The organism is Luteimonas lutimaris, from assembly GCF_039537065.1.
GTDB lineage: Bacteria > Pseudomonadota > Gammaproteobacteria > Xanthomonadales > Xanthomonadaceae > Luteimonas > Luteimonas lutimaris.
Genome location: NZ_BAAAZU010000009.1, coordinates 37,273 through 56,648 on the forward strand (window position 1 = coordinate 37,273; position 19,376 = coordinate 56,648).

At 71.5% G+C, this 19,376-nt stretch carries 21 protein-coding genes; 11 read left to right on the plus strand and 10 right to left on the minus strand.

Features of this window, described 5'->3' with window-relative positions; translation table 11 throughout:
• Nucleotides 1-34: 34 nt before the first annotated feature.
• The 3 genes from ABD679_RS09285 to ABD679_RS09295 form a co-directional block, all read right to left on the minus strand.
• Entirely contained in the window at nucleotides 35-922 is an 888-nt protein-coding gene (locus ABD679_RS09285; protein ID WP_344759698.1) for a DNA ligase, read from the minus strand.
• A gap of 153 nt (nucleotides 923-1,075) precedes the next feature.
• Complete coding sequence (locus ABD679_RS09290; protein WP_344759699.1) at nucleotides 1,076-1,576, minus strand: hypothetical protein; 501 nt, start codon at nucleotides 1,574-1,576, stop codon at nucleotides 1,076-1,078.
• 174 nt (nucleotides 1,577-1,750) lie between these two features.
• Complete coding sequence (locus ABD679_RS09295; protein ID WP_344759700.1) at nucleotides 1,751-2,125, minus strand: YciI family protein; 375 nt, start codon at nucleotides 2,123-2,125, stop codon at nucleotides 1,751-1,753.
• 275 nt (nucleotides 2,126-2,400) lie between these two features.
• On the opposite strand from ABD679_RS09295, the gene ABD679_RS09300 reads away from it, so the two are divergent.
• Nucleotides 2,401-3,339 (plus strand): ABC transporter ATP-binding protein, encoded by a 939-nt coding sequence (locus ABD679_RS09300; protein ID WP_344759701.1) that lies wholly within the window; start codon nucleotides 2,401-2,403, stop codon nucleotides 3,337-3,339.
• On the plus strand, nucleotides 3,336-4,097 hold the full coding sequence (locus ABD679_RS09305; protein ID WP_344759702.1) for an ABC transporter permease: 762 nt from the start codon (nucleotides 3,336-3,338) through the stop codon (nucleotides 4,095-4,097). The genes ABD679_RS09300 and ABD679_RS09305 overlap by 4 nt, the downstream gene beginning before the upstream one ends.
• On the opposite strand, the gene ABD679_RS09310 is transcribed toward ABD679_RS09305, so the two are convergent.
• Complete coding sequence (locus ABD679_RS09310) at nucleotides 4,087-4,353, minus strand: DUF3297 family protein (protein WP_344759703.1); 267 nt, start codon at nucleotides 4,351-4,353, stop codon at nucleotides 4,087-4,089. The genes ABD679_RS09305 and ABD679_RS09310 overlap by 11 nt on opposite strands.
• A 184-nt stretch (nucleotides 4,354-4,537) precedes the next feature.
• Here ABD679_RS09310 and ABD679_RS09315 point away from each other — a divergent pair, with 184 nt between their 5' ends.
• The gene (locus ABD679_RS09315) at nucleotides 4,538-4,756 is read left to right on the plus strand and encodes a hypothetical protein (protein WP_344759704.1); all 219 of its coding nucleotides are present in this window, start codon (nucleotides 4,538-4,540) and stop codon (nucleotides 4,754-4,756) included.
• 115 nt (nucleotides 4,757-4,871) lie between these two features.
• Here ABD679_RS09315 and ABD679_RS09320 read toward each other — a convergent pair whose 3' ends face one another.
• The 4 genes from ABD679_RS09320 to ABD679_RS09335 all read right to left on the minus strand — a co-directional run bounded on the left by ABD679_RS09320 (nucleotide 4,872) and on the right by ABD679_RS09335 (nucleotide 9,424).
• The gene (locus ABD679_RS09320; RefSeq protein WP_344759716.1) at nucleotides 4,872-5,156 is read right to left on the minus strand and encodes a DUF4031 domain-containing protein; all 285 of its coding nucleotides are present in this window, start codon (nucleotides 5,154-5,156) and stop codon (nucleotides 4,872-4,874) included.
• 40 nt (nucleotides 5,157-5,196) lie between these two features.
• The gene (locus ABD679_RS09325; RefSeq protein WP_344759705.1) at nucleotides 5,197-6,099 is read right to left on the minus strand and encodes a cation diffusion facilitator family transporter; all 903 of its coding nucleotides are present in this window, start codon (nucleotides 6,097-6,099) and stop codon (nucleotides 5,197-5,199) included.
• Between the two features lie 66 nt (nucleotides 6,100-6,165).
• The gene (locus tag ABD679_RS09330) at nucleotides 6,166-6,720 is read right to left on the minus strand and encodes a DUF3016 domain-containing protein (RefSeq protein WP_344759706.1); all 555 of its coding nucleotides are present in this window, start codon (nucleotides 6,718-6,720) and stop codon (nucleotides 6,166-6,168) included.
• A gap of 136 nt (nucleotides 6,721-6,856) precedes the next feature.
• The gene (locus tag ABD679_RS09335; RefSeq protein ID WP_344759707.1) at nucleotides 6,857-9,424 is read right to left on the minus strand and encodes a hypothetical protein; all 2,568 of its coding nucleotides are present in this window, start codon (nucleotides 9,422-9,424) and stop codon (nucleotides 6,857-6,859) included.
• Between the two features lie 194 nt (nucleotides 9,425-9,618).
• Between ABD679_RS09335 and ABD679_RS09340 the strand changes: the two genes are divergently transcribed.
• The 4 genes from ABD679_RS09340 to ABD679_RS09355 all read left to right on the plus strand — a co-directional run bounded on the left by ABD679_RS09340 (nucleotide 9,619) and on the right by ABD679_RS09355 (nucleotide 12,835).
• Nucleotides 9,619-10,284: a DsbA family oxidoreductase gene (locus ABD679_RS09340; protein WP_344759708.1), complete on the plus strand. Its 666-nt coding sequence runs from the start codon at nucleotides 9,619-9,621 to the stop codon at nucleotides 10,282-10,284.
• Nucleotides 10,281-10,970: a murein L,D-transpeptidase catalytic domain family protein gene (locus ABD679_RS09345; RefSeq protein ID WP_344759709.1), complete on the plus strand. Its 690-nt coding sequence runs from the start codon at nucleotides 10,281-10,283 to the stop codon at nucleotides 10,968-10,970. Before ABD679_RS09340 ends, ABD679_RS09345 begins: the two co-directional genes overlap by 4 nt.
• 71 nt (nucleotides 10,971-11,041) lie before the next feature.
• Nucleotides 11,042-12,076, plus strand: a complete 1,035-nt coding sequence (locus tag ABD679_RS09350) for a L,D-transpeptidase family protein (RefSeq protein WP_344759710.1) — start codon at nucleotides 11,042-11,044, stop codon at nucleotides 12,074-12,076.
• Between the two features lie 6 nt (nucleotides 12,077-12,082).
• The gene (locus tag ABD679_RS09355; protein WP_344759717.1) at nucleotides 12,083-12,835 is read left to right on the plus strand and encodes a M23 family metallopeptidase; all 753 of its coding nucleotides are present in this window, start codon (nucleotides 12,083-12,085) and stop codon (nucleotides 12,833-12,835) included.
• 134 nt (nucleotides 12,836-12,969) lie between these two features.
• Here ABD679_RS09355 and ABD679_RS09360 read toward each other — a convergent pair whose 3' ends face one another.
• Entirely contained in the window at nucleotides 12,970-13,638 is a 669-nt protein-coding gene (locus ABD679_RS09360; RefSeq protein WP_344759711.1) for an arylesterase, read from the minus strand.
• A gap of 190 nt (nucleotides 13,639-13,828) precedes the next feature.
• Here ABD679_RS09360 and ABD679_RS09365 point away from each other — a divergent pair, with 190 nt between their 5' ends.
• Together ABD679_RS09365 and ABD679_RS09370 are read left to right on the plus strand one after the other, a co-directional pair.
• Nucleotides 13,829-14,527, plus strand: coding sequence for an ABC transporter ATP-binding protein (locus ABD679_RS09365; protein WP_425561880.1), 699 nt, complete (start codon nucleotides 13,829-13,831; stop codon nucleotides 14,525-14,527).
• Entirely contained in the window at nucleotides 14,524-17,052 is a 2,529-nt protein-coding gene (locus ABD679_RS09370; protein WP_344759712.1) for an ABC transporter permease, read from the plus strand. The genes ABD679_RS09365 and ABD679_RS09370 overlap by 4 nt, the downstream gene beginning before the upstream one ends.
• A 36-nt stretch (nucleotides 17,053-17,088) precedes the next feature.
• On the opposite strand, the gene ABD679_RS09375 is transcribed toward ABD679_RS09370, so the two are convergent.
• Nucleotides 17,089-17,349 carry a hypothetical protein gene (locus ABD679_RS09375; protein ID WP_344759713.1) on the minus strand — a complete coding sequence of 87 codons (261 nt, stop codon included), beginning with the start codon at nucleotides 17,347-17,349 and terminating at the stop codon, nucleotides 17,089-17,091.
• A 151-nt stretch (nucleotides 17,350-17,500) separates the two neighbouring features.
• On the opposite strand from ABD679_RS09375, the gene ABD679_RS09380 reads away from it, so the two are divergent.
• Complete coding sequence (locus ABD679_RS09380; RefSeq protein WP_344759714.1) at nucleotides 17,501-18,562, plus strand: class I SAM-dependent methyltransferase; 1,062 nt, start codon at nucleotides 17,501-17,503, stop codon at nucleotides 18,560-18,562.
• Nucleotides 18,559-19,314: a pseudouridine synthase gene (locus tag ABD679_RS09385; protein WP_344759715.1), complete on the plus strand. Its 756-nt coding sequence runs from the start codon at nucleotides 18,559-18,561 to the stop codon at nucleotides 19,312-19,314. The genes ABD679_RS09380 and ABD679_RS09385 overlap by 4 nt, the downstream gene beginning before the upstream one ends.
• The last annotated feature ends 62 nt before the right edge of the window (nucleotides 19,315-19,376 follow it).

Sequence of the window (19,376 nt, forward strand, 5' to 3'; positions counted from 1 at the left end):
TCATCTCCCGGGGTCTTTGCCTCCGGTCGCGCACTCAGCGCGGGTCCGGCGGCGGCAGCTCGTGGCGCACGTGCAGGAAGCGGGCGAAGCGCGGCACGCCCTTGTTCGACAGCCCGTTGTAGCGATAGGTGACCATACTGCCGACCGGCGGCGGCGCCGCGCGCTGGGCATCGCTGAAACCCGAACCGATGCGGAAGCGCAGGCCGTCCGCGCGCTCGACCACCAGCGCGCCGAGCATGCCGCGGTACTTGCCCTTGCCCGGCGTGTGCGCGACCACGCGCGCTTCGGCATCGTCGTAGGGCTTGTACTTGAGCAGGTCGTCGCTGCGGCCGGCGTGGTAGCGCGCATCCTCGTGGTGCAGCATCAGGCCCTCGCCGCCGGCCTCGACGACGGTGGCCAGCAGCGCGTCGAGTTCGTCGCGATCGCGCACGCGGTACTGCGCGACCGGGCGCAGCCACGCCACGCCCGCCGCGTCGAGCAGGTCGCGCATGTGCCGCACGCGGGTATCGAACGTGCCGCCGTCGCCGGGCAGGTCGAAGACCATGAAGCGCATCCGTCGCCACGCGGGATCGGCGGCATCGCCGGCGCGCACGGTGCCGCTGGCGTCCTCGAAGCGGCCGCGGCCGAGCCACAGCTCGCCATCCAGGGGCACCGTCGGCCAGCCTTCCGTGAACCAGTCCGGCGCCTGCACGCGCATGCCGCCGCGCGTCCACAGCGCATGGCCGTCCCAGCGCCCGCGGACGCCGTCGAGTTTCTCGCTCACCCAGTACTGCGCAACGCCGGTGTCGGCGTCGGCGTGATAGACGGTGGCGAGCATCAGCCGCGGTGGCGCCTGCGCGGCGGCCGGATGCGGCAGCAGCGCGCACGGCAGCAGCAGCGCGAGCAGCGCGGACGACAGCAGGCGGGTCAGGTGGCGCGGCATGGTCCCCTCCGTGGGCCGGATCACGCTGCCATCGTCCCGTGGCAGCGGCGCCGGGTCAGTCGGGGGAGGCCGCGCGGTCGGGTCGGGAAACGCCGCGAACGCGGCCGGGGAATCCCTACGCGCGGTTGCGGGTGGCGGTTCCGCGGCGGCCGGCTAGCGCTGCAGCGCGCTGGTCGCTTCGTACGGCAGCTGTTCGGCGCCGGCTTCGCGCAGCGCGGCTTCCACCGGGCCGATCACCTCGGGCTCCGCGTCGATGACGATGAGGATGCGCCCGGCGCGGATCTCGGATTCGAAGCGGCGGTGCACCTCGTCGGGCACCATCGAGCCAACCAGCGACGTCACCCAGGTGCCGACGGCGGCGCCGACCAGGGTCGTGATCGCCACGCCGGCGACGGTCAGGCCGATCGGGGGTACGACCACGCCGACCAGCCCGCCGACCAGGCCAGCGGTTCCGCCGGTGATCGCGCCGCGCTTGGCGGCGGGCATGAAGTCGGTCCCGGCGTTGCGCAGGGCGTCGGGGACTTCCTGCATCTCGATCGACGAATCGGCGACCAGGGAAATGTCCTGTTCATCGATGCCGGCGGCTTTTGCCGCGGCGATGGCGGCGGTGGCGTCGGCGACCGTATCGGCCATGAATACGTGTCGGGTTTTCATGGTGCCTCCTGGGTCCGGGACCGGCGAACGCGCACGGCAGGCGTGACGAAAGCCGGCATGACCCGAGGCTAGCGGCGCGCGTGGAAAGGACGCGTGACGCATGGCGCGGCAGGCGCGCATCGCCGCCACGCATCAGTCCACGTTCATGTTGCGCCGCGCGGTCGCGGCCTGTGCTCAGGCGCCGACCCGACGCCGTACTGCGTCCACGTCGCGCACCGCCCGCACCTCGATGCAGCCGGTGCGTGCCCACGGGAACTCCGCCGCGATCCGCAACGCCTCGTCCATGTCCGCGGCCTCGATCAGGTTGAAACCACCGAGGATCTCCTTGGTTTCCGCGAACGGCCCGTCGACGACGCGGGTGCGGCCGTTGCGGATGCGCACCGACTTCGCGGTACTGGCATCCTCCAGCTGCTGGAAGCCGACCAGTTTTCCGTCGGCCTTGAGCGCGTCGGCGTGCTGCAGGCAGGTGCGCATCATCGCGTCGGGTTCGCCCGCGGGCAGCGCCTCGAGCATCTCGTTGTCCACGTAGACCAGGGCGAGGAATTGCATGCGGGGCGTCCGTCGGGGCGGGGCGACAGGTTCATCGCCGCGACGACGCGGGTCAAGTGCCGCCATGCCGCGCAGCACCAGAGCCCTTCTCCTGCGCAGAGAAGGGCTTCGCACCCACGCGACGCCATTTCCGTGGCGGCGGGAAGGCCTGAAGCGCGATTGGCCCGCAAGCGGGACGATCCTTCCGCTTGCGGGCGGTTTATCCGCGTCGCGCCTGCCCGTAGGCTGTGCATCCCCCGCCGGCGCACGCAGCCGGCCCACGCCCCGGACTCCGCATGCAGCCCGCCGTTTCCATCCAGCAGCTCGAAAAGACCTACGCCTCCGGCTTCCGCGCGCTGAAGTCGGTCGACCTGGACATCCGCCGCGGCGAGATCTTCGCCCTGCTCGGGCCCAACGGCGCCGGCAAGACCACGCTGATCAGCATCGTCTGCGGCATCGTCACGCCCAGCGGCGGCCGCGTCGTCGCCGACGGCCACGACATCGTCCGCGACTACCGCGCCGCGCGCCAGAAGATCGGGCTGGTGCCGCAGGAACTGTCCACCGACGCGTTCGAAAGCGTGTGGGCCACGGTGCGCTTCTCGCGCGGCCTGTACGGTAGGCCGCGCGACGATGCCTACCTGGAGGGGCTGCTGCGCGACCTGTCGCTGTGGGACAAGCGCGACAGCAAGATCCTGGCGCTGTCCGGCGGCATGAAGCGACGCGTGCTGATTGCCAAGGCGCTGTCGCACGAACCCACGATCCTGTTCCTCGACGAGCCTACCGCCGGCGTCGACGTCGAACTGCGCCACGACATGTGGCAGATGGTGCGCCGCCTGCGCGAGCGCGGCGTGACCGTGATCCTGACCACGCACTACATCGAGGAGGCCGAAGACATGGCCGACCGCATCGGCGTGATCAACAAGGGCGAGCTGGTGGTGGTGGAGGACAAGGACGTACTGATGCGCCGGCTCGGCAGGAAACAGCTGACACTGGCGCTGCAGGCGCCGCTCGAACGCATCCCCGACGAGTTGTCCGGGCTGCCCCTGGAACTGTCCGGCGACCACCTGTCGCTGGTCTACACCTTCGACACCCAGACCGAGGAAACCGGCATTGCCGACCTGCTGCGGCGCCTGGGCACACACGGGATCGACTTCAGGGACCTCAACTCCAGCGAGAGTTCGCTGGAGGAGATCTTCGTCGGCCTGGTGCACGGCAGCGAAGGGGGCAGGCGATGAACTGGCACGCCGTCCGCGCCATCTACCGCTTCGAGATGGCGCGCACCTTCCGTACCATCACCCAGTCGATCGCATCGCCGGTGCTGTCGACCTCGCTGTACTTCGTGGTGTTCGGCGCGGCGATCGGCTCGCGCATGGGCGACATCGACGGCGTCGGCTACGGCGCCTTCATCATCCCCGGGCTGATCATGCTGTCGTTGCTCAACGAGAGCATTTCCAACGCCTCGTTCGGCATCTACATGCCCAAGTGGTCGGGCACGATCTACGAACTGCTGTCGGCGCCGGTGTCGTTCGTCGAGGTGGTGCTGGGCTACGTCGGCGCGGCGACCACCAAGTCGGTGCTCCTGGGCGTGCTGATCCTGGTGACCGCGCGCATCTTCGTGCCGTACGGGATCGCGCACCCGCTGTGGATGGTGGCGTTCCTAGTGCTCACCGCGGTCAGCTTCAGCCTGTTCGGCTTCATCATCGGGCTGTGGGCGGACGACTTCCAGAAGCTGCAGGTGATCCCGCTGATGGTGGTCACGCCGCTGACCTTCCTGGGCGGGGCGTTCTACTCGATCAGCATGCTGCCGCCGGTGTGGCAGAAGATCACCCTGTTCAACCCGGTCGTGTACCTGATCAGCGGCTTCCGCTGGAGCTTCTACGGCGTGTCGGACGTGAACGTGGCGATCAGCGTGGCCGCGATCCTCGGCTTCCTGGCGCTGTGCCTGCTCGCGGTGTGGTGGATCTTCCGTACCGGCTGGAAGCTCAAGTCGTAGGCGGCTCGGCGTCGTTGTCGATGTCCTTGAACCAGGACTCGACGGTGCCCTTGACCTTGACCGTCATCGGATTGCCGCGGCGGTCGAGCGACTTGCCGAACGGCAGCCGCACCCAGCCCTCGCTGACGCAGTATTCCTCGACGTTGGTCTTCTCCTCGCCGTTGAAGCGCACGCCGACCCCGCGTTCCATCGCGGCGGCGTCGTAGTGGGGGCTGCGCGGGTCGCTGGACAGGCGGTCGGGGGGTGTGTCGCTCATCTCGAAGTCTCCGTGCGGCGTCGGGCCGCGAACACGATGCCCGCGATCATAAACGCTGCCGTACACGGGCGGGCAGGGCGGGACGCGCGACCCCGTGCCGAAGGTTGGCTGACGCATGGCACGCGCGCGCCATGGCGCATCGGCGCAGTCTGTCATCGCGGTTCCCCCCAGCGAAGATCGAGCCATGAACACGCACCGCAGCCCCCCGTCCACCCACGTTCCCGCCGGCCGCCGCGCCGGGCCGGCGCCTGCTCCGCCAGTGGCCCCGCGCGTGGACGCGACGCCGGTACGCCATTTGCATCGCCAGCGCGATTTCGGCATCGGCTACGGCAACAGCAGTGGCTACGGCAGCGACCGCCACTACGTCGACGGGCATGCCGATCCGATCTTCCGCGTCACCTGATCCAGCAGACAGACGCCTGCGATTCCCTGTGGGAGCGGCCATGGCCGCGATGGATCGCCGGCAGCCAATCGCGGCCATGGCCGCTCCCACTTGGCGGCCGCCACCGGAGGCGTCCTCAGGGCACTTCGCGCCGCCCCTGCGCACGGGCGTTGGCGATCACGCGGCGCATCAGCGCGCGGTCGACGTGGCGCGAGATCGGCATCGCGCCCAGCTCGATCGCGCGCTCGCGCAGCTGCGCGGTGACGTCGTAGTGGGCGCCGCTGGTCTTGTCCTGGAACGCGCGCCGCGGGATGCCCAGCCGCGCGGCGAACGCGTGCAGTTCGTCCAGCGTGTCGGCCATCAGGTGTGCCCAGCGGTGGCCGCGCCAGGGCGTCACGGCGTCGTCGACGTAGACCGTCACCGCACGGTGCCCCATGGAATGGTGTCCGCGAGTTGTGCGTTCAATGCGCGTGCCCGCGCGGTTCGACGTGGATGGTGATCGACGAATCGGGGAACTCGCGCCGCAGCGCGTCCTCCAGGTCGTCGCAGACCGCGTGCGAATCGTCGACGCTCATCGAACCAGGCACGCGCAGGGTGAAGTCGATGAAGGTCAGGCGGCCGGCGTGGCGCGTGCGCAGGTCGCGGACGTCGTTGGTCGGGCCGCGGGTGGCGGCGATGATCGCCTCGATCCGGGCGATGTCTTCCGGCGGCAGCGCCGCGTCCATCAGCCCGGCAACGCTGTCCTGCATGATCTTCCAGCCCGCCCACAGGATGTTGAGCGCGACCAGCGCGGCGATCGCCGGATCCAGCCTGGTCCACCCGGTCAGCGCCACCAGCGCGACGCCGGCGATCACGCCGACCGAGGTCCACACGTCGGTCATCAGGTGCCTGCCGTCGGCGACCAGCGCCGGCGAGCGCATCCGCCCGCCGCGGCGGATCAGCAGCGTACCCCAGGCCAGGTTGATCAGCGTGGCGCCGCCGCTGATCGCCAGGCCCAGCAGCGGCGCGTCGATCGGCGCCGGCGCGATGAAGCCTTGCCACGCCTCGCGCAGGATCGCCAGCGCGGCGAGGATGATCAGCACGCCTTCGAGCACGGCCGAGAAGTACTCGGCCTTGGTGTGGCCGTAGGGGTGGTTGTCGTCGGCGGGCATCGCGCTGACGCGGATCGCGATGAATGCCGCGATCGCGGTGGCGACGTTGATGATGCTTTCCAGCGCGTCCGAATACAGCGCCACGCTGCCGGTCAGTTTCCACGCGAGAAACTTGAGTCCCAGCACCACGATGCCCACGGCGATGCTGCCCAGGGCCAGGCGCCGGATCGTCGCGTGCGTGCTGGTGGTGGAGGCGGGAGGGTCGCTCGTCATCGAGGTCGGGCGCGGCAACAACCGCGCCACTGTATCGAATGCGTGCCGCCCGCGCCTTGCCGCAGGTCAACCGGCCGGGGTGCCGAGTTCCCTGCGCAGCCAGTCGTCGAGCAGCTGCTTGTCGTAGCGCAGCGGATCGTTGTCGCGCGCGCGCGCGCGGCCGTGCAGGTAGGCCATGTCGGTGAGTTCGCGCGAGCCCTGTGCGAGCACGCCGCCGTCGGCACCGGTCAGGGTGAAGTCCAGCGCGATGCGCGGCGGATAGAGGTCGCGCATGTAGCGGACGTGGTCGGTGCGCATGCCCTGCCAGGGTTCGAAGTCGCCGGCGCGCTTGATGTCGGTGATCGTCACCTCGAGTCGCTCGCCCGCGGGCAGGCGCGCGGCCGCCTGCTTGCGCAGGTGTTCGGCCAGCTCGCGCACCCAGTTGCCGCGCTGCGCCTCCCACCGGTTGCGGCTCTGGCGGATTTCGGTGAACTGCGCCGGGTCCGTCCACTGCACGCTGACAGGCCCCTCGGCCGGCAGGCTGCGCGGCGCGTCCGGATCGGTGACGCTGGATGCCTGGGCCGGCAGGCCGACGGCCAGCAGCGCGGCCAGCAGGCAGGGCAGGGGGAATCGAAGCTTCATGTCGCCTCCTCGTTCGGGAGCCGACCCGATTTTCCTCCACGGGCGGGTGCCGGGCAATGAAGCCCCGGCGTCCGGTGGTGCCCCGTTAAGGCGCGCGGCGCCGTGGAACGCCGCGCGCATGCCGTGCCAGCCGCCGTCAGGCCGCGCGTGGCAGCTCGGCGTCGTTGCCGTCGTGCAGGCGGCGCAGGGCGTCGCGCAGCGCGTCGCCGAGTTCCCCCGCGCTCTCGATGATCCGCAGCACGTCGCGTTCACCGAGCGCCTCGCCCAGGTCGAAGCCGCCTTCGATCAGGCGGGTGCCGTGCAGGCGGACGTCCTCGCCCCAGCCCGCGCCCTGGCCGCCGCCGATGTCGATGCCCAGTTCCAGGCCGGCCAGCGAGGCGCCTTCGTAGTCGCCCGCGGCGACCTGGCGGCTGATGCGCCAGGCATCCGCGCCGCGGCCGCTCCACACATTGATGTCCTGCAGCACGCGCGCGCCCTTCGAATCCGGCGGCGCCAGTTCGGACGCCACCTGCGCGGCAAGCACCGCGGTGCCGTCCAGCGCGGCGGCGATGCGGCCGGCGGCGACGTCGCGCCCGACCTGCACGCCCTGTCCGGCGTAGTCGATCACGTGCCGGGCCACGTCCGTCCAGTGCGCGTCCGCGTCGCCGGCGATGTCGGCGCCCAAGGTGACCGCGCCCTGCGCGGCACCGGCGTAGTCGCCGTCGCGGACCTGGCCGACGATCTCCCAGGCGTTTTCGCCGCGCCGGCTCCAGGCCTCGATCTGGCGGCCGATCGCCCAGTCGTCGCGCGTGTCGCCGGCATCCGGTGCGCGCACCAGGCCGGAGTTGGCGAAGTCCCAGGCGATGTCGTTGAGCACGCCCGGCGCGGTGGCGAACATCTGGTCCAGGCGACCGGCGCGGACGTCGCCGACCAGCCCGGCGACCTTCGCGCCATGGTCCAGCCACTGCTGCACGGTCGACGGCCAGGCGCCCGGATCGAGCCTGGAAGCGTCGAACTCCTGCGACACGACCGTGCCGGCCAGTCCGGACGCCTGCTCGAACGCAGCCTCGTATTCGCCGTGGGCCACGTGCGTACCGACTTCGACCGCGGTGGCGCCGTAGCGCAGGTAGCGCGCGACCTCGCTCTCGCGGCCCTCAGCCGAACCGGCGCCGAAGGCGGTATCGAGCGTGGTGTACAGCCGCGCGCCGCCGTTGAGCGCGGCGGCGATGTCGCCATGGCGCAGGTTGTCGACCACCTCCACCGCATCATCGACGTGTCCCGCGTACGCCTGCACCTGGCCGGCGACCTGCGCGACCTGCCCGCCGCCCGGGATGTCGCCGGCGACGTCGGCGACCAGCCCGGCCGCCTTGCTCGCGGCGCTGACGAACTCGCCGTTCTTGATGCTGACGTAGACCTGCTCGCCGACCAGCACCCGGTTCGACCAGTCCTTGACGGCGTTGGCGGTGTTGGCCACCGCGTCGGCGGCGCCGCCGACGACGTTGGCGACAGCGCCCACGGCCGAGGCGGCGGCGGACACGATGCCCATCACGTTGCCGGACTTGACCGCTTGCACGCCGGCCTGCACGCCCTGCGCGGCCTTGTTCACGACGCCCGCCACCTTGGCCACGCCCGCGGCGACGCCCGACACCGCCTTGCCCGCGAGCGCGCCCGCGCCGCCGGCGACCGCGCCGGCCACGCCGACCACGGCCTGCAGGATGTTCTTGTTCTTCACCCCTTCGACCACTGCGATCACGCCGCTGATGATGCGCGCCGGGATCGCGATCCACGGGATCGGGATGAAGCTGCACACGCCGAGGATGGCCTTGCCGAACTTGCCGAAGAAGCTGCCGATCCCCGAGAACAGGCTGCCGAAGAAGCCCTTCTTCTTGACCTTGCAGTGGGTGACGTTGCCGTTGCCGTCGACGCTGAACTCGACCTTGTACTTGCCGACCTTGGTCTTGTGGGTGCCGGCCGGGCCGGCCATCGCCGCCATCAGTTCGTCGTACTTCGCCCGGATCTCGCCCTCGCCCATCTTCTTGAAGGCCTTGTCCGGGATCTTCAGCGCCATCCACAGCTGGTCCTTCATTTCCTGCACGGTCAGCCGTGGCGGCGCCGGCTGCGCCATGACCTGCAGCGTGTCCAGCGATTGCGCCAGGCGCTGCGCCTGCTGGATCGCGTCGGACGAGGTGTTGACGTAGCGCGCGGCGCCGGCCAGCAAGGGGTGCGGCAGGGTGGAGGCCTGGTTGCCGCCCAGCGACGCCAGCGCGCCGAGTCCGGACGGGGTCAGCGACAGCACCCCGTTGGCAGGCGCCGACTGCATGAGCACGCTGGCGATCTGCCCGTGCAGCTGCGACTGCGCCGGATCCAGCACGCCCTGGCGCTGCGCCGCGGCGTGGGTGACGAACACCGAGTAGTCGCTCCACAGCATCGGCGCCGCAGTGCGCATGGGGGCGAGGTCGGCGCGCGGTTGCGCAAGGGGCGTGTACGTCGCCAGGCGCAGGTCGCGTGCGTCGGCGCGGATACGGCCGGTGAGCTGCTGGCGTGCGAGCGCGCCGTCGCCGTCGAGCGTTTCGCGTGGCGCCGGCTCGAAATGTTCCGGCCGGGCGTCGCGGGCGACGGTGGTGGCGTCCTGGTCATCGCCCTGCGGGGCCGTGGCGTCCTGCTGGCCGACTTCGCCGTAGCGCGTGGCCAGGTCGCTGGCCTGTGCATCGACACGGAAGTTCATGGGTGCCCCCTGATCGGGAATATGTGCCTGAACAGATACCCATGCGTATGGAGCCGCGACAACCCGGGGCAGGCCCGAGCCTCGGGTAAACCCTGGGTCCCGCAGTCCCTGCGGGTGCCGCCCGCAACCGGTCCAAACTTGATTCACCCGCCTGCAGGACGCATCTGGACGTGATCCCAGTGAGGAAGTCCCCCATGGCCGGCACCCGCCCCCCGATCCGCATCGATTTCGTCTCCGACGTGTCCTGCCCCTGGTGCGCCATCGGCCTGCAGGCGCTGGAGCAGGCGATCGCGCGTGTCGGCGACGACGCGGCGGTGGAGCTGTACTTCCAGCCGTTCGAGCTCAATCCGCAGATGCCGCCCGCGGGCGAGGACGCGATCGACCACCTCACCGCCAAGTACGGCATGAGCGAGGAACAGGCGCGGCAGAACGGCGAGGCGATCCGCGCGCGCGGCGCGGAACTGGGCTTCACCTTCGACATGGACCGCCGCCGCCACGTCTGGAACACCTTCGATGCGCACCGCCTGCTGCACTGGGCCGGGCTGGAGGCGCCCGCAGCGCAGCGCGCACTCAAGCATGCGCTGTTGCGCGCGTACTTCACCGACGGCGAGGACGTCTCCGACCACGGCGTGCTGGCGCGGCTTGCCGCAGCAGCCGGCCTCGATGCGGCGCGAGCGCGGCAGGTCCTCGCCTCCGACGATTACGCCGACGCCGTGCGCGAGCGCGAGCGGCACTACGCCGACGGCGGCATCCGCGCGGTGCCGTCGGTGATCTTCGACAACCGGCACCTGGTGCAGGGCGGGCAGCCGGTCGAGGTGTTCGAACGCGCGCTGCGGCAGCTGGCGGCTGGCGCCGCGTGAGGCGAGGCGCGCCTGCTGCCGCGCTGCTCGCCGGCGTGTTCGCGCTGTGCGCGACCGCGCAGGCATTGGCACAGGACCTGCTGGCGCGGCTGGAGGCGTCGGCACCGGAACTGGATGCGAAGGTGCTCGCGCTGGCGCTCGAGGCCACCGACTGCGCGGCTTCGGCCGGCGCCGCGGAGCGTCCCGCGCGACTGGCGGTGATCGACTACACGCGGCCGTCGACGACGCGCCGGCTTTGGCTGTTCGACCTCGACAAGGGCAGCCTGCTCAAGCACGAATACGTCGCCCACGGGCGCGGCAGCGGCGGCAACGTGCCGACGCGGTTTTCCAACGCCGAAGGCAGCTACCAGTCGAGCATCGGCCTGTTCGCCGCGGCCGAAACCTACCAGGGCGCGAACGGTTATTCGCTGCGCCTGGACGGCCTGGAGCCGGGCGTCAACGACCGCGCGCGCGAACGGCTGCTGGTGATGCACGGCGCGGATTACGTCGATCCGGTGCAGGCGCAGCGGCAAGGCCGGCTCGGCCGCAGCTGGGGCTGTCCCGCGTTGCGCCCGGCGGCCGCGCGCGAGGTGATCGATGCGCTGAAGGATGGCCAATTGCTGTTCGCCTACGCGCGCGACGCGGCCTGGCTGGAAGGGTCACGCTTCTTCGGCTGCGACAAGGCTGAACACAAACCGGCGCGCTAGCCGCGCTTTCACGCGCCGCGCGCGGCGTGCACCGCAGCATCGACGCCATCATTCCGGCAGGAGTCCGTTCGATGCATGTTTCCGCTTGCAGGTCCGCTGCGCGCAAGTCGTTGCGTCGCCATGTCCACCGCGCGCTGGCGCTCGCGTGCGCGTTCGCCTTCCTGCCGGCGGCTGCGCTGGCCGGTGGCGCCGACGAGGAAACGGCCGCGACCGATGCCCACGCGCTGTCCGCGAAAACGGTCAACAGCACCGATGCGACCAGCGGCGATGCCGGCCTGCTGCGCGCGCAGGTGCTGCTCGACCGCGCCTGGTTCTCGCCCGGCGAGATCGATGCCGGCGCCGGCAGCAACACCCGCCGCGCGATCGCCGCGTACCAGCGCAGCCGCGACCTGCCGGACAGCGGCGAGCTGGACGATGCCACCTGGAAGTCGCTCAACGCCGACGCGCCCGACGTGCTGGTGCGCTACACCGTGACCGCCGGGGACGCCGCCGGCCCCTACGCGAAGCTGCCCGACGACATGATGGAGAAGGCGAAGCTGGACGCGCTCGGCTACACCTCGGCGCTGGAGATGCTGGCCGAGAAGTTCCACGCCAGCCCGAAGCTGCTGCAGCGGCTCAACCCGGGCGCGGCCTTCGGCAAGGCGGGCACCCGGCTGCTGGTGCCGAACGTGGCCGGCGTGGGCGAGCTGGGCAAGGCGGCGAAGGTCGTGGTCGACAAGTCCGACTCCAGCGTGGCCGTGCTCGACGAGGACGGCAAGACGATCGCGCAGTTCCCGGCCTCGACCGGCAGCGAGCACGATCCGCTGCCGCTCGGGCAGTGGAAGATCGAGGGCGTCGCCCGCGATCCGGAATTCCACTACAACCCGGACCTGTTCTGGGATGCAGATGCCGGCCACGGCAAGGCCACCATTCCCGCAGGCCCCAACAACCCGGTCGGCGTGGTGTGGATCGACCTGTCCAAGCCGCACTACGGCATCCACGGCACGCCCGAACCGTCCCACGTCGGCAAGACCGAATCGCACGGCTGCATCCGCCTGACCAACTGGTCGGCGCGCGCGCTGGCCGGGGCCGTTGCGCCGGGCACGCCGGCGATCCTGCAGGAGTAACCGGTGCTGCGCGCGCTGTTGCTGCTGCTGGTGGGGTTGCTGGTCGGCGCCAACGTCGTCTACTTCGTGATGACGCATGGGCAGCGCGCCGACTCCGCGGCGCCCGCGGCGGTGCCGGCGCAGGCCGCGGCGGCGGATGCGGCTTCGTCCGACGCGCCGCTACCGGTCGAGCGCGTGCCGGTCGAGGTGGCGGTGCCGGAAGTCGCGGCGCCGGGCATGCCGGTCGACGTCGAGCCGACCGGCGCCGCTGCGCCTGCCGCGAAATCTGATCCCGCCGCTGCCGCCAGCGAAGCCGACGTCGACGCGGCCGCAGACGCCGGACCCGACGGCCTGGTCGTACCGGTCCGCGGCGTGGCCGTCGACTCGCTGGTCGATACCTACACCGATGCCCGCAGTGAAGGCCGCCGCCACGATGCGATCGACATCATGGCGCCGGCCGGGACGCCGGTGATCGCCGCCGCTGACGGACAGGTCGAAAAACTGTTCACCAGCGACCGCGGCGGCCTGACGATCTACCAGTTCGAACCGACCGGCCGCTACGCGTACTACTACGCGCACCTGCAGTCCTACGCACCGGGGTTGAAGGAAAAGCAGCAGGTCCGGCAGGGCGAGGTGATCGGCTACGTCGGCAGTACCGGCAACGCCAGTCCCGACGCGCCGCACCTGCATTTCGCGATCTTCGTGCTGGGGCCGGAGAAGCAGTGGTGGAAGGGCACCGAAATCAATCCGTACCCGGTGCTGCGCGCGGGCAAGCGCTGATCCCCGCGAACCGGACCCCGCGAACCCTGTGGGTGTAGGAGCGGCTTCAGCCGCGAGCTTTTGACTTGGTCCCCAACGCTGTAAAAGCTCGCGGCTGAAGCCGCTCCTGCAAGATCAGGGACAACACCGGGCTTTCAGTCGAGCAGCGGCGCCAGCGCCTCCCACACGTGGTCGCGCAGCATCGGCTGTGCGTCGGCTACCGGGTGCAGGTTGTCGTCCTGGAAGTTGCCGCGGTCGGCGGCGATCGGTTCGAGCAGGAACGCCAGCAGCGCGACGTCGAAGTGCGCCGCGAGGTCGCGGTAGACCCGTTCGAAGCCGTCGGCGTAGTCGGCGCCATAGTTGGGCGGGATGCGCATGCCGACCAGCAGCACCTTCGCGCCCACGTATTGCGAGGCGCCGACCATGCGCGCCAGGTTGTGGCGCATTTCGCGCAGCGGCAGGCCGCGCAGGCCGTCGTTGGCGCCCAGTTGGATCACCACCACCGCCGGTTTGACCCGCAGTACCTCGCGCACGATCCTCGCCGAGCCACCGGCCGTGGTTTCGCCGCTGATGCTGGCGTTGACCACGCGCCAGCCGGGTTTGGCAGATTCGATCCGCTTGGCCAGCAGCGACACCCAGCCCTGTTCTGCGGAAAGCCCGTAGCCGGCGGACAGCGAGTCGCCCATCACCAGGATCGTCGGCGGCGTGCCCGGCGTCGGCCTGGGTGCATCTTGCGCGCGGGCAAGTGCGGGCAATGCCGCCAACAGGGCAAGCAGGACGACGGCCCACGGGGACGGCAGCGGGACCGCTCTGGAACACCTCATCGATTCTCTCCTGGCATCCGCGCGGCGTGACAGCGTACTGCGCGCGAGATGAACCCGCCGCGGGTGCAGGTCATGCCCTTCTCCCGCAGGCGGGAAGAGCTGCAAGGTTCGTGTGGACATCGGATCCAGCCCGGCCCGGGCACAATGCACACAGCCGCGAGGCCGCCGCCCCTCCACGATCCGGATTCCCATGCCAGACACTGCCCCCGACCCGTCCACCCGCCCGGCGCTCGAAGTCACCGGGCTGGGCATGCGCGTGCCGCTGCTTTCCGGTGAGCTGACGATCCTCGACGGCATCGGTTTCAGCATCGCCGCCGGCGACAGCGTGGCCATCGTCGGTGCGTCGGGCTCTGGCAAGAGCACGTTGCTGGCGCTGATGGCCGGGCTCGACGTGCCGAGCAGTGGCGAGGTGCGGGTGGACGGCGCGCCGATGTCGGCGCTCGACGAGGACGGCCGCGCCCGGGTGCGCGCGGACAAGGTCGGGTTCGTGTTCCAGAGTTTCCAGCTGCTGCCGTCGCTGACGGCGCTGGAAAACGTGATGCTGCCGCTGGAACTGCGCGGCGACGCAGGCGTCGAAGGACCGGCGCGCGCATCGCTGGCGAAGGTGGGGCTGGCCGAACGCCTTGGCCACTACCCGCGCCAGCTCTCCGGCGGCGAGCAGCAGCGCGTGGCGCTGGCACGCGCCTTCGTCACCGGGCCGTCGCTGCTGCTGGCCGACGAGCCTACCGGCAATCTCGACACCCACACCGGGCAGGCGGTGATCGAGCTGCTGTTCGCGATGAACAAGGATGCCGGCACCACGCTGGTGCTGGTGACGCACGACGAACACCTCGCCGCGCGCTGTGGCCGCGTGCTGCGGCTCGACGGCGGCCGCCTGGTGGATGCATGAACACCCTGCGGCTGGCGTGGCGGCAGCTGCGCCGCGACCTGGCGTCCGGCGACATCCGCATCCTCGTCGCCGCGCTGGCGCTGGCGGTGGTCGCGGTCACCGCGATCGGCTTCGTCACCGACCGCGCCGAACGCGCGCTGTCGATCGAGGCCAACCGCCTGCTCGGCGGCGACGCGGTGGTGCGCGGCGACCAGCCGGTGTCCGGCGCGCTGCGCGAAGCGGCGATGGCGCCGGGGCTCGCGCACACCGAAACGGTCGAGTTCCAGAGCATGATCCGCGTCGGCGAAGGCGCGGACGCGAACCTCCGCCTCGGCGACCTGCGCGCGCTGGGCGAGGGCTTCCCGCTGCGCGGCCGCTTCGCGGTCGACGATGCGGGCGGTGAACACGAGGCCGATGGCATTCCCGCGCGCGGCACGCTGTGGATGAGCCGCGCCGGGGCCGACCTGCTCGGCGCGCGCCTTGGCGACGCGGTGTCGATCGGGCAGTCGCGCCTCACGCTCGCCGCGCTGGTGGTGCAGGAGCCGGACGCGGCGATGGACTACTTCAACGTCGCGCCCAAGGTCTTCCTCAACCTCGCCGACCTGCCGGCCACGCAGCTGGTGCAGGAAGGCAGCCGCGTGCGCTACCGGCTGGTGGTCGCTGGCGACGCAGCGGCTGTCGAACGCTTCACGGCCGTCGCGAAGGCCGCGCTCGGCCGCGGACAGCGGCTGGAAACCATCGCCGACGCACGCCCGGAAATCCGTTCCGCGCTCGACCGTGCCGGCCGCTTCCTCGGCCTCGCGGCGCTGGTATCGGTGGTGCTGGCCGCGGTCGCGGTGGCGATGGCCGCGCGCCGCCACGGCGAGCGGCACCTGTCGGGCGCGGCGGTGATGCGCTGCCTCGGGGCAAGCCAGCGCACGCTGGTCGGCATCCATGTCGGCGAGATGGTGTTGCTCGGGCTGCTGGCGTCGGTGCTGGGCGTGGCCATCGCGTTCGCGCTGCAGTGGGCGGTGGGCGCTTGGCTGGAGCGCGCGCTGGGACTGTCGATCCCGCCCGCCGGCTGGTTGCCCGCACTGCAGGGCCTGGCAGTGGGGATGATCGTGCTGCTGGCCTTCGCCGCGCCGCCGGTGCTCGCGCTGCGCCGCGTTCCCGCGCTGCGCGTGCTGCGGCGCGATCTCGACCGCACCGAGCCCGCCGCGTGGACGGTGCTGCTGGCCGGCTTCGCCGGGCTCGCCGCGCTGGTGTGGTGGAAGGCCGGCTCGGCCACGCTCGGCGCCGCGATGCTGGGGGGCATCGCCGCGGCGTTCGCGGCGCTGGCGCTGCTGGCGTGGGCGATGGTCGCGCTGGTGCGCCGGCTGCGCTCGCGCCTGCGCGGCGCGCTGCGCTACGGGCTGGCCAACGTCAGCCGCCGCGCCGGCACGTCGATCGCGCAGGTCACCGCGCTCGGACTCGGGCTGATGGCGCTGCTGCTGCTGACCTTCGTGCGCACCGACCTGCTCGATCGCTGGCAGCTGTCGCTGGCGCAGGACGCGCCCAATCGCTTCATCATCAACGTGCAGTCCGACCAGGTGCGGCCGGTGCGCGAGTTCATCACCGCGCAGGGACTGGACGCGCCGACGCTGGTGCCGATGATCCGCGCACGGCTAGCCGGGCGCAACGGCGAGCCGGTGCGCGGCGAGACGGTGGCGCAGCGCGTGGAGGCCGAAGGCGGTGATGCGCGGCAGGCGCAGCGCCGCGCCGAGCGCGAGTTCAACCTGTCGTTCGCCGACGCGCTGCGCGACGACAACAAGGTCGTCGCCGGCAGGTTCTGGGGCAGCACCGTGCCCGTGCAGCCGGAACTGTCGGTCGAGGAGAACTTCGCCAAATCGCTGGGCTGGCAGCTTGGCGACCGCATCGCCTTCGACATCGCCGGCCAGCGCTTCGAAGGCCGCATTACCAGCCTGCGCAGCATCGATTGGGAGAGCTTCCGGCCCAACTTCTTCGTGCTCGCCTCGCCCGGCGCGCTCGACGGCTATCCGGCCAGCTACATCACCGCGGTCAGCGTGCCCGGATCACGGCCGCGCTTCACCGCCGAGCTGGTCCAGCGCTTTCCCAACCTGTCGGTGATCGACATCGACGCGGTGCTCAGGCAGGTGCGTTCGATCGGCGACCAGGTCTCGACCGTGGTGCAGGTGGTGTTCTGGTTCGCCTTCGCCGCCGGCGTGCTGGTGCTGCTGGCCGCGGTCGGCGCCAGCCAGGACGAGCGCCTGCAGGAGGGCGGGGTGATGCGCGTGCTTGGCGGCAGCCGCCGCCAGCTGCGGCTGGCGCAGGCCTCGGAGTTCGCGGCGATCGGGCTGCTGGCCGGGCTGGTCGCGGCGATCGCGGCCTCGGTGCTGTCGGGGGTGGTCGCGCGCGAGGTATTCGACCTGCCCTGGAAGCCGAACTGGCTGATGGCCGCGGCCGGCGGCGCGCTGGGCATGGCGGCGTCGCTGGCGGCGGGCCTGTTCGCCACCCGCCGCGTGGTCGACGCGCCGCCGTCGGCGACGCTGCGCGCGGTCGACGGCTGACGCCGGCCGGGTTGCCGTGCCGGCCGTGGGCTGCGGTTACGACACCGTGTCCACGCCGGTGGCGCCGAAGCGGCGTGCGTAGCCGCGTTCCTCGCTGATGCGGCGCACTTCCGCGTCGGCCAGGTCCGGGGCGCCGTACACGGCGTAGACGGTGTCGTCGCCCTGCTTGCCGATGTGGTGCAGCCGGTAGCGGGACTGTCCGCTGCCGGTGGAGGGCGGGTAGTTCAGCGGCGCTTCGTTGCCGTCGATGTCCAGCTCGCTGTTGTCCACGGTGCCGCCGATGAAAAGTGCGCGCATCGCTGTCTCCGGTGCTTTGGGGGATGCGGCCATCGTGCCGGCGATGGCGTTCGCTGTCGATGAAGCCGGCGTTCGGGTTCCGCCACCGCCGTGGGCGTCGGCGGCAGGCACTAGAATCGTGGCCCGTTCCCGCCGGGCCGCGCGCCTCTCCATGACCTCGACACAAGCCGATCCCGCGCTGCAGGCGCTGCTGCTGCCGTTCGCCGACGGCACGCTGGCGTGGCCATCCGCCGGCGCGCTGTTCCTGCGCGCGCGCGACGGCTGGCCGCTGCATGAACGGCCGCTGCCCGGGCTGGTGTGCGAGCAGGGATTCAAGCCCGATGCCGATGCGCTGCGGCGCTCCGGCTGGGACGTGCGCGCGCCGGACGACGGGAAGTACCCGCTGGTGCTGGTGCTGCCGCCGCGCCAGCGCGACGAGGCGCGCGCCCTGTTCGCCGAAGCGCTCGATCGCCTGCAGCCGGGCGGCGTCATCATCGCCAGTGCCGCCAACGATGCCGGCGCGAAATCGCACGAGGCCGATCTGGCGCGCATCGCGGGCCCGCTGTCCTCGCGATCCAAGCACAAGTGCCGCGTGTTCTGGACGCGGCCGGGTGCGGCTGGCGGCGACGCCGCGCTCGCGGCGCAGTGGCGCGGCCTGGACGCGCCGCGCCCGATCGCCGGCGGGCGCTTCACCAGCCGCCCCGGCGTGTTCGCCTGGGACCGCATCGACGCCGCCTCCGCGCTGCTCGCGCAACACCTGCCCGCCGACCTGCGCGGCAACGCCGCCGACCTCGGCGCGGGCTGGGGCTACCTGTCGATGGAACTGCTGCAGCGCTGCCCGGGCATCGCCGCACTCGACCTGTACGAGGCCGAGGCGCGCGCGCTGGCGCTGGCGCGGGTGAACCTCGAACCGTTCGCAGCGCGCGCCGCGCTGGGCTTCCACTGGCACGACGTCACCGCCGGCCTGCCTTCGCGCTACGACGTGATCGTCAGCAACCCGCCGTTCCACGCCCAGGGCAACGTCGCGCGACCGGACATCGGCCGCCGCTTCATCGCGGTGGCGGCCGAGGCGCTCAGGCCCGGCGGCCGCCTGTGGCTGGTGGCCAACCGGCACCTGCCGTACGAGCAGGTCCTCGACGCCAGTTTCGGCAGCGTGCGCGTGGCCGCGCAGCACGACGGCTTCAAGGTGGTCGAGGCGGTGAAGGCGGGCCACGGCGCGGGGCGCGTGCGATGAAACTGCTGCGGATGCTCGCCAACCTCGGCTACGGCAGCCGCAGGGAGGTCACCGCGATGGTGCGCGCCGGCCGCATCACCGATGCCGGCGGCGGCGTCCTCTATACCGACGACACGCCCGCGCATGACGATGTGCGCGTCGACGGCGAGCCGCTCGACCCGCCGCGGGGACTGCTGCTGATGCTGCACAAGCCGGTCGGCCATACCTGCTCGACCAGGGACCGCGGGCGACTGGTGTACGACCTGTTGCCGCCGCGCTTCGCCCGCCGCTCGCCGGTGCTGTCCACCGTCGGGCGCCTGGACCGCGATACCAGCGGCCTGCTGCTGCTGACCGACGACGGTGCGCTGCTGCACCGGATCATCTCGCCGAAGTCGAAGCTGGCCAAGGTGTACGAGGCCACGCTCGCGCAGCCGCTGCGGGGCGACGAGGCGGCGGCGTTCGCCAGCGGGACGTTGATGCTCGAGTCGGAGCAGACGCCGCTGCTGCCGGCCGGGTTGGAGGTGCTGTCACCCACGCAGGCGCGGCTCACGCTGCACGAGGGCCGCTACCACCAGGTGCGGCGGATGTTCGCCGCGGTCGGCAACCACGTCGAGGCGCTGCATCGCAGCCGCGTCGGCGGGCTGGCGCTGGGCGACCTGGCGGAAGGTGCGTGGCGCGTGCTCGATCCCGCGGACCGCGACCGGCTGTTCCTGCAGGAGGGGCTTCAGCCGCGAGCTTTTGCGACCGGCGCAGGATCAAGAGCTCGCGGCTGAAGCCGCTTGTATGTTGTTGCCTGTCGGGGTGGAGGGACCAAAGCCGCATCTGGCCCGTGCTT